The sequence below is a fragment of the Pelagibius sp. genome, from assembly GCF_028281305.1.
Taxonomy (GTDB): Bacteria; Pseudomonadota; Alphaproteobacteria; order Kiloniellales; family Kiloniellaceae; genus Pelagibius.
Map to the genome: position 1 here is coordinate 208,856 of NZ_JANQKD010000023.1, position 12,182 is coordinate 221,037.

Annotated in this window: 12 protein-coding genes; all 12 read left to right on the forward strand. The window is 62.7% G+C overall.

All coding sequences use genetic code 11. From position 1 onward, the window contains the following. The first annotated feature begins 19 nt into the window (after positions 1–19). A complete protein-coding gene (gene rpoZ, locus Q0982_RS06955) occupies positions 20–397 on the forward strand; it encodes a DNA-directed RNA polymerase subunit omega (protein ID WP_322096968.1) in 378 nt (125 codons plus the stop codon). A gap of 136 nt (positions 398–533) precedes the next feature. Continuing rightward, positions 534–2,687: a bifunctional (p)ppGpp synthetase/guanosine-3',5'-bis(diphosphate) 3'-pyrophosphohydrolase gene (locus tag Q0982_RS06960; protein WP_299393350.1), complete on the forward strand. Its 2,154-nt coding sequence runs from the start codon at positions 534–536 to the stop codon at positions 2,685–2,687. 34 nt (positions 2,688–2,721) lie between these two features. Further along, positions 2,722–3,339 carry a DUF2062 domain-containing protein gene (locus Q0982_RS06965; protein WP_299393353.1) on the forward strand — a complete coding sequence of 206 codons (618 nt, stop codon included), beginning with the start codon at positions 2,722–2,724 and terminating at the stop codon, positions 3,337–3,339. Beyond that, the gene (locus Q0982_RS06970; RefSeq protein WP_299393355.1) at positions 3,336–4,106 is read left to right on the forward strand and encodes a pyridoxine 5'-phosphate synthase; all 771 of its coding nucleotides are present in this window, start codon (positions 3,336–3,338) and stop codon (positions 4,104–4,106) included. Before Q0982_RS06965 ends, Q0982_RS06970 begins: the two co-directional genes overlap by 4 nt. Positions 4,107–4,145: 39 nt before the next feature. Then, the gene (acpS, locus tag Q0982_RS06975) at positions 4,146–4,550 is read left to right on the forward strand and encodes a holo-ACP synthase (protein WP_299393358.1); all 405 of its coding nucleotides are present in this window, start codon (positions 4,146–4,148) and stop codon (positions 4,548–4,550) included. 59 nt (positions 4,551–4,609) lie between these two features. Beyond that, positions 4,610–5,392 (forward strand): signal peptidase I, encoded by a 783-nt coding sequence (gene lepB, locus Q0982_RS06980; RefSeq protein ID WP_299393361.1) that lies wholly within the window; start codon positions 4,610–4,612, stop codon positions 5,390–5,392. Beyond that, positions 5,379–6,116, forward strand: coding sequence for a ribonuclease III (rnc, locus tag Q0982_RS06985; RefSeq protein ID WP_299393363.1), 738 nt, complete (start codon positions 5,379–5,381; stop codon positions 6,114–6,116). The genes lepB and rnc overlap by 14 nt, the downstream gene beginning before the upstream one ends. Then, complete coding sequence (gene era / locus Q0982_RS06990) at positions 6,113–7,024, forward strand: GTPase Era (protein ID WP_299393366.1); 912 nt, start codon at positions 6,113–6,115, stop codon at positions 7,022–7,024. The genes rnc and era overlap by 4 nt, the downstream gene beginning before the upstream one ends. A 39-nt stretch (positions 7,025–7,063) precedes the next feature. After that, on the forward strand, positions 7,064–7,834 hold the full coding sequence (recO, locus tag Q0982_RS06995; RefSeq protein ID WP_322096971.1) for a DNA repair protein RecO: 771 nt from the start codon (positions 7,064–7,066) through the stop codon (positions 7,832–7,834). Then, on the forward strand, positions 7,831–9,087 hold the full coding sequence (locus Q0982_RS07000) for an FAD-binding oxidoreductase (RefSeq protein ID WP_299393370.1): 1,257 nt from the start codon (positions 7,831–7,833) through the stop codon (positions 9,085–9,087). The genes recO and Q0982_RS07000 overlap by 4 nt, the downstream gene beginning before the upstream one ends. An 85-nt stretch (positions 9,088–9,172) precedes the next feature. Continuing rightward, the gene (gene parC, locus Q0982_RS07005; RefSeq protein WP_299393373.1) at positions 9,173–11,395 is read left to right on the forward strand and encodes a DNA topoisomerase IV subunit A; all 2,223 of its coding nucleotides are present in this window, start codon (positions 9,173–9,175) and stop codon (positions 11,393–11,395) included. Positions 11,396–11,705: 310 nt separating this feature from the next. After that, positions 11,706–12,179 carry a TRAP transporter small permease subunit gene (locus Q0982_RS07010; protein ID WP_299393376.1) on the forward strand — a complete coding sequence of 158 codons (474 nt, stop codon included), beginning with the start codon at positions 11,706–11,708 and terminating at the stop codon, positions 12,177–12,179. The last annotated feature ends 3 nt before the right edge of the window (positions 12,180–12,182 follow it).

Sequence of the window (12,182 nt, forward strand, 5' to 3'; positions counted from 1 at the left end):
ATCAGAGAGGTTGCCGCAGATGGCGCGCGTAACGGTCGAAGACTGCGTTCTACAGGTCCCCAACCGCTTTGAGTTGGTTATGAAGGCTGCCCAGCGTGCGCGGGATATCTCTTCCGGAGCGCCGTTGACCTTGGACAGGGACAATGACAAGAACCCGGTGGTAGCCTTGCGGGAGATCGCCGACCAGACGATCAGCCTTGACGCCTTGGGTGACTCCTTGATTACCGGCCTGCAGAAGCAGAGCGAGCAGGACGAGCCGGAAGACGACATTGTTGAGTCGGATAACCTCGTTATCCCAACGGCTGCGGAGCAGGGGCTTGGCGCCGCCCCGGCGGTGGACGCGCCGGCGGAAGCAAGCGAGCCAGAGGCTCCCGAAGGCCCCGGAGATCAGCAGTAGCTGCAGACTTGCGGCTTTCCAGGCAGGCTGCCCGCAGCCGGCGGCAGCCGTATTCTTGGACTTGGCGCCCAGCGGACTAGCGCCTATGCTGGAATCGTTTTAATCGGTTATTCGCAAGGCACGGGTCAAAAACAGCATGATCCGGCAGTTTGAGCTGGTCGAACGGGTCAAATCCTATGACCCGGGCGCGGATGAGGACGCCCTCAACCGTGCCTATGTCTATGCCATGAAGGCGCATGGGACGCAGACGCGCGCTTCGGGCGACCCCTACTTCTCCCATCCGATCGAAGTTGCGGGCATTCTGACCGACCTAAAGCTCGACGATTCTTCCATCATCACAGCCTTGCTCCACGATGTCGTTGAAGACACCGATGCCTCGCTCGAGGACCTCGAGGCGCATTTCGGCGGCGATATTGCGCGCCTGGTCGATGGAGTCACGAAGCTTGGGCGGCTCGAGCTACAGTCCGAAGAAACCAAGCATGCCGAGAACTTCCGCAAGCTTCTTGTTGCGATGTCTGAAGACATCCGGGTGCTCCTGGTGAAGCTCGCCGACCGTCTGCACAACATGCAAACCCTTCATTTCATCGGTTCAGAGGAGAAACGCCGCCGCATCGCCCGCGAGACCATGGACATCTATGCGCCGCTTGCCGAGCGCATCGGTATGCATGGATTCAAGGACCAACTGGAAGACCTGGCTTTTGCCGAGTTGAACAAGGACGGGCGCGAGTCTGTTCTGGCACGCTTGGACTTTCTGCGCGGGCAGGGACAGGATCTGTCCGGGCGCATCATTGAAGAGCTGCGGTCAACGCTGACGAGCGAAGGCATCAAAGCGGCAGTTTCTGGGCGCATGAAGACGCCTTACTCGGTCTGGCGCAAGATGCAGCGCAAAAACATCACCTTCGAGCAGCTTTCCGACATCATGGCGTTCCGGATCGTCGTCGACACGCCCGGAGAGTGCTACCACGCGCTGGGCCTGCTCCACAGCCGCTACCCGGTTGTGCCGGGCCGCTTCAAGGACTACATCTCCATTCCGAAGCCGAACGGATACAGCTCTCTCCACACCACGATCATCGGGCCCGAGCGCCATCGGATTGAGGTCCAGATCCGGACCCACGACATGCACGAGATTGCCGAGTACGGCGTGGCGGCGCACTGGCAGTACAAGCAGTACAAGCAGAACCATCCGCAGGTGGAAGGTCGGCAGTACCGCTGGATGCGGGAACTGCTGGATATCCTGGAACACGCCGACAATCCCGAGGAGTTTCTCGAGCACACGAAGCTTGAGATGTTTCAGGATCAGGTCTTCTGCTTCACGCCGAAAGGGGCCGTGATCGCCCTACCCAGAGGCGCAACGCCCGTCGACTTCGCTTATGCGGTCCACTCCGAAGTCGGCGATACCTGCGTCGGCGCAAAGGTCAACGGTCGGATGGTGCAGCTTCGTGCGCCGCTCCAGAACGGGGACCAGGTGGAGATCATCACGTCGAGGGCGCAGACGCCGTCTCCTGACTGGGAGCAGTTCGTTGTCAGCGGAAAGGCGAAGGCGCGCATCCGCCGCTTTGTGAGGCTGAAGCAGCTCGAGCAGTACACCGAACTCGGCCGTCAGATCCTTCAAAAAGCGTTCCGTCAGGAGGGCTATGAGTTCAGCGACAAGGGTTTGGAAACTGTGCTCAAGCGCTTCCGCTGTGATTCGGTGATGGATCTCTGCGCGGCGGTTGGCCAAGGGCACCTGACGGGCCGGGAAGTCGTGGTGGCCGTCTTCCCAGGCGCGAAGGCCGAAACCGCACCGACGAAGGTTGTGCCGATTGCGCGGGCGCGCGCGCGGCAGGGCAAGAGCAAGGAAACCTCCGTCCCCATAAAGGGCCTGATTCCCGGCATGGCCGTTCACTACGCGCACTGCTGTCACCCTCTGCCCGGAGATCGCATCGTTGGCATTGTGACGACCGGAAAGGGCGTCACTGTGCATACCATCGACTGCGATACGCTGGAGAGCTTCCAGGCAACTCCGGAGCGCTGGGTCGATCTGGCCTGGGACGTGGAGGACAGCGAGGAACAAAGAACCGGAAGGCTGCATGTGATCGTGGCGAACGAGCCGGGCAGCCTCGGTGGTCTTTCCACGATTATTGGAAAGAACAGCGGAAACATCAGTAATCTAAAAATCACCAATCGATCGACTGATTTTTTTGAAATGATAATCGATGTAGAGGTGACCAGCGTTAAACACCTGACAAACATAATCGCGGCGCTGAGAGCAATGCCTGTGATTACTTCCGTCGAGCGGGCTCGCGGTTAAGGTCACGGCCACTTTTTGCGTCTAGGATTACAGGATGTTCAAGCGCCGTAAGCCCCGTCCCGCACTGCAGCGATTGTTCGACGCGGTCTGGCCGAAGGGCGGATGGCGCCGCTCCGGCACTTATGTCGCGCACCGCCTGCGGCGACTGCCGGGCACGCCCTATCGCATTGCGGCCGGGTTCGCTTCGGGCGCCGCGATCTCGTTTACACCCTTCATCGGCCTCCATTTCATTCTCGCTGTGGTTTTGGCGCTGGTCCTGCGGGGAAATCTCATTGCCGCCGCTATCGGAACCGTCGTCGGAAACCCCTGGACATTTCCCATTATTTGGCTGTGGATTTACAGTCTGGGCACTTGGCTCATCGGCAACGATGACTTGACGGCCCTGCCACAAACCCTTTCATTGGGATACATAACTGAGAATCCGCTGAAGGTTCTGCTCCCAATGGCGGTAGGGGGGGTGCCGACGGCTATTTTCGCGTGGTTCGCCTTCTTTTGGCCCATCAAGCAGACCGTGGACCAGTATCAGCGGGCCAGGCGCCGGCGCATCCGCCGGAAACTCAGGCACTCGCGGGAGGTCCGCGGGCCCAAGGGCCGCCCGGCTGATCGGGGCAAGACCTTCCGCGTTGCCGAAGATTTTGAGAGGCAGCCTTGAACCGACACCTCAGGCTCGGTGTGAACATCGATCACGTCGCCACGATCCGGAACGCCCGCGGCGGCCTGCATCCGGATCCTGTGCGCGCGGCGCGCCTGGCCGCTGCCGCCGGCGCCGATGGGATCACGGCCCATCTGCGCGAGGATCGACGCCACATCTCCGACAGCGATATCGAGCGGCTGACCGCGGAACTGGACATCCCGCTCAACCTCGAGATGGCGGCGACGGAGGAGATGCTGGACATCGCTCTGCGTCATCGGCCGCACGCCGCCTGTATCGTGCCGGAGCGGCGGGAAGAACGGACAACCGAGGGCGGGCTCGATGCCGCCGGCGGCCACAATCACCTGCAGCACTTCGTCAGCAGTCTGCGTGAAGCGGGGTCTCGGGTGTCGCTCTTCATCGAAGCCGATCTCAAGCAGCTGCAGGCTGCGGTCTCTTTGGGGGCACCGGTGGTGGAACTCCACACCGGGGCCTATTGTGAGGCCTTTCTGGAAGATCCTGAAGGGGAGCGCACAAAGCGCTGTCTTCAGCAGCTGCAGCAGGCGGCCGAGGACGCGGCGGAGCTGGGGCTGGAATGCCATGCAGGACACGGCCTGACTTTCGACACGGTCGGGCCGGTCGCCGCGATTCCCGCAATTGCCGAACTGAACATCGGCCACTTCCTGGTTGGAGAGGCAATCTTCGGCGGGTTCGATAGCTCGATCCGCAGAATGCGGGCCCTGATGGACAAGGCACGCGCGGAGGCGGGGAGTGCGCGCAGCGCCTAGTCTCTTGGGCTTGAGGTCTGCGGAGCTTGGGTCGGTAGGATGATTCTGGGCCTTGGCAGTGACCTCATCGACATCCGGCGCATCGAGAAGACCCTGGATCGCTTCGGTGAGCGCTTCACGCAGCGATGCTTTACTGACATCGAGCGGCAGAAGTCGGATCGCCGTGCCGCCCGCGCCGCCAGCTACGCCAAGAGGTTTGCCGCAAAAGAGGCCTGTGCCAAGGCCCTGGGAACCGGCGTTCCGCGGCGGGGTGTCCATTGGCGCGACCTGGGGGTGGTCAATCTGCCAAGCGGCAAGCCGACCATGGCGCTGACCCGCGGGGCGGCCGCCCGGCTGGACGAGATGACCCCGCCGGGCATGCGGGCGCAGATTGACATTACCATCACCGATGACTATCCGCTTGCTCAGGTGATCGTGATCATCACCGCTTTGCCGGGCGAATAGCGGATGAACCGGTCTGACGCCAGGAACGAGCAGCGCAGCAGAAGACAATGGACAATTCAATGAGCAACAAGGGCCCGGACGCGGATCCGGAGAACAGCGCCGAAGGGGGGCAATCGTCGACCGGGGCGCTGCTGGAGACGCTGCGTACGGTCGTTATTGCCGTTCTGATCGCTCTTGGGGTCCGGACCTTCGCCTATGAGCCCTTCAACATCCCATCGAGCTCTATGGAGCCGACGCTGCTGATTGGCGACTATCTCTTCGTCTCCAAGCTTTCTTACGGCTACAGCAGGTATTCGTTGCCGTTCAGCCCGAATCTCTTTGACGGGCGCGTCTTCTTTTCCGAACCGGAGGCCGGCGACGTCGCCGTGTTCCGGACCCCGCGGGATGTCAAGACGGACTACATCAAGCGCATCGTCGGCCTGCCGGGAGACGAGATCGAAGTCCGCGGCGGCATTCTCCATGTCAATGGGGAGCCGGCCAAGCGGGAGCGTCTTCTGCCTTCCGAACTGGAAGCGTACGACTACCCCTCCGCTCAAGGTGCGGTCTACATGGAGACCCTTCCCAACGGACGCCGGCATCTGATTCATGAGCAGGTGGATACCGCGCCCTGGGACGATTGGGGGCCCGCGAAGGTACGGCCGGGGCACTTCTTTGCCATGGGCGACAACCGGGACAACAGTCAGGACAGCCGATCGAGAAGCGTGGGGCAGATTCCTTTCGAGAATCTGGTGGGCCGTGCTGACGTCTTGTTCTTTTCTCACGACAGCAGCGCATCCTGGTGGGAGGTTTGGCGCTGGCCTGCGGCAATTCGCTTTGGCCGGATCGGCGATGCCATCCAATGACAAGCCAGCACCCGCGCAAGCCTCGGGGACCGGGAGCGACCCTCTTGCTCCGCTGGAACATCGCCTAGGCTACAGTTTCAAGGCCCCTGACCACCTCGAGCGGGCTTTGACTCACTCCAGTGTTTCGGCGGACCCCGCTCACTTTGGTGGAGATTACGAGCGCCTTGAGTTTCTTGGCGACCGGGTGCTCGGTCTCGTTGTTGCCGAACTCCTGTTCCAGGAGTTCCCTTTGGAAGCCGAGGGCCAGCTGGCGCGCCGGCATGCTCAGTTGGTCCGCAAGGAGACCTTGGCCGCGGTAGCGCGCACCCTTGACCTTGGCAGCTTCATACGGCTGGAAATGGGAGAAGCCGAGCGAAGCGGCCGCGACAACCCCGGTCTCTTGGCGGACACCTGTGAGGCCGTGATTGCGGCCCTCTACCTGGATGGCGGCCTCGCGACCGCACAGAGCTTTATCCGGGCCAACTGGCGCGATCACATCGCTGCAGACATCGCCCCGCCGCAGGACGCAAAGACGAAGCTTCAGGAATGGGCGCAAGGCCGTGGTCTTCCCTTGCCGGTTTACTCGGAACGAGACCGAAGCGGTCCGGCACATGCGCCTGTTTTCACGATCAGTGTCGCAGTGCAAGGGTTTCCCGCAATCGAGGGACAGGGCAGGTCGAAGCGAGCCGCCGAGCAGGAAGCGGCAGGCAAGCTGCTCGCCGTGCTGGAGGAGGGGCAGTCGTGACCGGCGAAGCCACCCGACAGCGATGCGGCCTCGTGGCCGTCGTGGGAGCACCGAACGCCGGCAAGTCAACGCTGGTCAACCAGCTCGTCGGCGCGAAAGTCTCGATCGTCACGCATAAGGTGCAGACGACCCGTACGCGTGTTCGCGGCATTGCCGTTCACGATGACAGTCAGATCGTGTTCATCGACACGCCGGGGATCTTCGATGCAAGCCGCAGGCTCGAGAGAGCCATGGTGCAGGCCGCCTGGGCCGGCGTCGAAGATGCGGACCTGGTGCTGCTGGTCTACGACGCCGGCCGCAAGGGAGTATCGGAAGACGCCCGCAAGGTGATCGAAGGCCTGGCGGCGCGCGCGAGCAGGCTGGTTTTGGTCCTCAACAAGATCGACCTCGTAAAGCGCGAGCGGCTTCTGGATTTCACCGCGCAGCTTTCCGCCCTGGCGGCGTTCGAGGAGGTCTTCATGGTATCCGCGCTCACAGGCGATGGCCTTGCGGACATCATGGGCTATCTGGCCGACCAGATGCCGGCCGGGCCGTGGCTTTTTCCTGAAGACCAGCTTTCGGACATCTCCTTGCGCATGATGGCAGCGGAGCTGACGCGCGAGAAGCTGTTCCTCAACCTCCACCAGGAACTGCCTTACGCCCTGACAGTCGAAACGGAAGACTGGGAAGAGTTCAACGACGGCTCCGTCAGGATCAACCAGACTGTCTATGTCGCGCGGGAGCAGCACAAGGCGATGTGTCTGGGTAAGGGCGGGCGCACCATCCGCGCTGTCCGCGAAGCGACGCAGGCGGAGCTTCAGGAGGCTTTGGGCCAAGCCGTTCACCTCTTCATCTTTGTGAAGGTCCGGGAGAACTGGATCAACGATCCGGAACGCTATCGACAGCTGGGGCTGGAGTACGATGCCTAGGTCCCGCTCCCGTCCATCTCTCAGGGTTGTCCGGGCCACCTGATGCAGTGGGACGATGAAGCGGTGATCCTCTCGGTGCGCCCGCACGGCGAAACATCAGCCATTGTGCAGCTCTTGAGCCAGGTCCATGGGCGGCACGCAGGGCTCGTCCGTGGTGCCCAGAGCGCCAGGGCCAGGGGCGTTTACCAGCCGGGAAACCAGGTGAGGGCGGTCTGGACCGGGCGCCTGGCAGAACACCTGGGGCGCTTTGAGTGCGAGCTGGTTCAGGCCTATGCAGCTCAGGCGCTGGATGACCCGGAACGGCTCGCCGGCTTGGTTGCTGCAACAGCGGTTTGCGAGGGCGCGATGCCCGAACGCGAACCGCATCCCGGATGCTATCAAGGCCTTTTGGTTCTGTTGGACTCTCTGTCGGACGATCATTGGGCCGAGATCTACGTTCGCTGGGAACTTGGATTGCTTGCGTCTCTGGGATTCGGGCTGGACCTGACCCGCTGCGCGGGGGGCGGGGACAACGATCAACTCAGCTACGTCAGCCCGCGGTCGGGGCGTGCCGTTTCCCTGTCTGCTGGTGCGCCCTTCAAGGAGAAGCTTCTGCCGCTTCCCGGTTTTCTGCTGGGCCGTGGGGCAGGGGGGGCGGAGGAGGTTGCAGACGGTCTCGCGCTGACAGGGTACTTTCTCGAGCGCTACACATTTCACCCCCACGACAAACCACTGCCGGCGGCACGTCAGCGTCTGGCCCAGCTCTTCGCGAGGACGGCGCCCACGACCGGCGGTGAGGGGGACGCATCGGCGTTGAAGGAAGGCCCATGAGCACAGAGGACGGAAAGGCCGCTCCGGTCGTGGTGGTCGGCGCCGGCATCGTCGGGGTCTGTACGGCGCTCTATCTGCTCCGCGACGGTCGCCGCGTGGTGCTGCTGGATCGGGGCGGGCCCGGCGAGGGGACCTCGTTCGGAAACGGCTCCATCATCACCGAAGAGGCCGTGGTGCCGGTCCAGACCCCCGGGATTCTCTGGAAGGTCCCAAGGATGGTGTTGGACCCCCTGGGTCCGCTCGCTCTTCGCTGGCAGTACCTGCCCCGGCTTGCGCCCTGGCTGATCCAGTTCATCGGTGCCAGCAGCCCGCGGCGCGTCGAAGAGATATCGATCGCGCTGAGAGCTTTGCTGCGTGGCGCGACGGCGGCCTACGACCCTCTGGTCAAGGCAGCCGGGATCCAAGACATGATCAAGCGCAGCGGCTGGGTGTCGGTCTACGAGACCGATGCAGGATTTCGGGCCTACCAGCCGATGCTGGAGCTGCAGCGCCGCCGCGGAGTGAACCTGGAGATTCTGTCGGCGCCGGAGCTTCGGCAACTCGAGCCGGCCTTGGCGCCCATCTTCAAGCACGGCGTCTTCTATCCGGACGTGTCCTACACGGTGGACAACTTCCGTTTCGTTCAGGAACTGGCAGCGGCCTTCGTCAGTTCGGGCGGGACAATCCGCCGCGAGACCGTTTCCGGTTTCGAAAGGGCGGATGGCGGCGTGAGCGCGGTTATCACCGACCACGGGCGGACCGCTTGCGAGGCCGTCGTGATTGCAGCCGGCGCGTGGTCGAAGGCCCTGACCGCCATGCTCGGTTGTCGGCCGCCCCTGGACACCGAGCGCGGGTATCATCTGACCCTTCCCAATCCAGGCGTCAGCCCACGGCTTCCGGTCTATTCGACGGAGCGTGGCTTTGTCTGCACGCCGCTTGAGACCGGCCTCCGGGTTGCCGGCACGGTGGAACTGGGCGGTCTCGACAAGGCGCCGGACTGGCGGCGGGCGGAGGTGCTCTTCGAAAACGTATCGCGCTGGTACCCGGGCCTGGACCGTAAAGACGAGACCAAGTGGATGGGCTACCGCCCGTCGATGCCCGACTCGCTGCCGGTTATCGACCGCGCGCCGCAGCACCGCAACGCCTACCTGGCCTTCGGCCACGGGCATTGCGGGCTCAGCCTGGCGGCGCGAACCGGAGAACTGGTCGCCGACATGATCGCGGGACGGGAGATCGGCATCGATATGGCCCCCTACCGGGCCGACCGCTTCTAGATCAGGCCAATCGTGGCAAAGTATTGATCTCGGCGGCGGGCTGACTACTGTATCTGGTGCCTTAACTGCCGATTCGCACCGAACCATGAACAGCACACCGGCGGGGGAAATCCGCGATATCAAGCTCTCCGACGCCCTGTCGGAGCGTTATCTGTCCTATGCGCTTTCGACCATCATGGCGCGATCGCTGCCGGACGTCAGGGACGGGCTCAAGCCGGTCCACAGACGTCTTCTCTACGCGATGCGTCAGCTGCGCCTCGATCCCAACACAGGGTTCAAGAAGTCGGCGCGTGTCGTGGGTGACGTGATCGGCAAGTTCCACCCGCACGGCGATCAGGCAATCTACGATGCCCTTGTCCGCCTGGCCCAGGACTTCTCGCTCCGCTTTCCGCTGATCGACGGCCAAGGGAACTTCGGGAACGTCGATGGCGATAACGCCGCCGCCATGCGTTACACGGAAGCACGGCTCACAGAGGTGGCCGCCGCGCTTCTGGACGGCATTGATGCCGATGCCGTCGACTTTCGCCCGACCTACGACGGAGAGGCGGAAGAGCCGGTGGTGCTGCCGGCCGCCTTTCCCAATCTTCTGGCGAACGGTGCCCAGGGCATTGCCGTCGGCATGGCGACGTCGATTCCGCCGCACAACGTGGGCGAACTCTGTGACGCCCTGCTGCATCTGATAAAGGCTCCGAACGCGACTTTCGACAAGCTGGTCGACTTGGTACCGGGACCGGACTTTCCGACCGGTGGCATCCTCGTAGAAGCGCGCGAAAGCATCGTGGATTCTTATAAGACCGGCCGCGGCAGCTTCCGCCTGAGGGCGCGCTGGGAGGCCGAGAAGATCAAGGGCGGCAGCTATCAGATCGTCGTCACCGAGATCCCCTTTCAGGTGCAAAAGTCGCGTCTGATCGAGAAGATCGCAGAACTCCTGCTGGCCAAGAAGCTCGCCATGCTGGCCGACATCCGCGACGAGTCGACGGAAGAGATCCGCTTGGTTCTGGAACCCAAGAGCCGGAACGTCGATCCCGAGGTTCTGATGGAGTCCCTGTTCCGCCAGACCGATCTGGAAACCCGTGTTGGCCTCAACATGAACGTCCTCGATGCCGACAACACGCCGCGGGTCATGAATCTGCGCGAAGCGCTGCGTGCCTTCCTGGATCATCGCCACGAAGTCCTCAAGCGGACGACGCGGTTCCGCCTCGCAAAGATCGAACACCGCCTGGAGGTGCTCGACGGCTACCTGATCGCCTATCTCAATATCGACGAGGTCATTCGCATCATCAGGGAGGAAGACGATCCGAAAGCGCGCATGATGAAGCGCTGGAAGCTCTCCGATGTTCAGGCCGAGGCAATCTTGAACATGCGCCTGCGGGCGCTGCGCAAGCTCGAGGAAATCTCCATTCGTGAGGAGCACGCCGCCCTTTCCAAAGAGCAGAAAGACCTGAAGCAGCTATTGCGGAACGAGAAGCGGCGATGGACGGTCATCGGCGAGCAGGTCAAGGAGATCCGCGACCAGTTCGGCGCCAAGACCGAGATTGGCGCCAGGCGCACCGAGATCGGCGCGCCGCCGTCCGAGGTGGTGATCCCGCTGGAAGCCGTTGTCGAGCGCGAGCCGGTGACGGTTCTCTGCTCCGCCAAAGGTTGGGTCCGTTCCTTGAAGGGCCATCAGGAGGACGTGAGCGATGCCAAATACAAGGAAGGCGATCGCGAGCGCTTTGCCGTCCACGCCCAGACGACCGACAAGCTGCTGGTCTTCGCGACCAACGGGCGGTTCTACACCCTGGGCGTGGACAAGCTTCCCGGCGGGCGCGGCTTCGGCGAACCGCTGAGGCTGATGATGGGACTTCCCAACGACCAGGATATCGTCGGGCTTCAGGTCCACGAGCCGGGCCGCAGACTCCTCGTCGCCTCGGCCGATGGGCGGGGCTTCATCGTTCCGGAGGACGAGGTGGTCGCCCAGACCAAGAACGGCAAGCAGGTCCTGAACCTGGCCGAGGGTGTTGAGGCGGCAGTTTGCAGACCCGTTTCAGGAGACCATGTAGCGGTGGTGGGGGAGAACCGGAAGCTGATCATCTTCCCGTTGGATGAACTGCCAGAAATGACTCGGGGCCGCGGCGTCATCATGCAAAAGTACAAGGACGGCGGCCTATCCGATGCCAAGACCTTTACCCTGGCCGATGGGCTGACCTGGTCCTCCGGCGCCGGGCGCACGCGGACCGAAAGCGATCTGGTGGCCTGGGTGGGCAAGCGCGCCCAGGCTGGGCGGCTGCCGCCCACCGGCTTCTCGCGTGCCAACAAATTCGGCTGATTGCGCCCATTTTCCCGTTGTTCTGACCTGTCCGGCGGCCTATAAGCCGGGTGGCACTGCACCGAGAGGGCAGAAAAACCTCGGAAACCTGGGGTTATGCTGGGAGGCGGATCATAGGCGCACAAATAAGAGCCGTGGTCTGCGAAACGATGGGAAAGGCGCCGGAGAGGCTGCAAAGCCGGCTCGCAAGAGAACAGGGCTGCGCTTCCGGCGGACAACGGGGGGCTGAAAGAGGGTCGTGAAGGGGCTTGCCACCTTCGTCAATCTCGTTGACTCACTGAATGAGCACATTGGGCGGGCGGTGTCATGGATGACGCTGCTCATGGTGATCATCACTTTTGTCGTGGTGGTTCTGCGCTACGTCTATTCGATCGGTTGGGTCTGGCTGCAGGAGTCGTACGTCTGGCTGCACGGGCTGGTGTTCATGCTGGGGGCCGGCTACACCCTGCTCCACAACGGCCACGTTCGGGTCGACATCTTCTACCGCCCGAACTCGGCGCGCTATAAGGCCTGGATCGATCTCTGCGGCGCGCTGCTGCTCCTTCTTCCTCTGGTCATCGTCGTCTCTCTGGTCAGCTTCGACTATGTCGCCTCCTCTTGGGCCAGGCTCGAGGAGTCGAGAGAGGCCGGGGGGCTGCCGGGCCTCTTCCTGCTGAAGAGCGTCATTCTCGCATTTTGTGCTCTTATCGGACTGCAGGGGCTTTCCCTGGCCGGCAGAAGTCTTCTGGTTCTGACGGGTCATCCGGAATTCAAACCGGAAGACGAAGAGACGGAGCCCATCTGAACC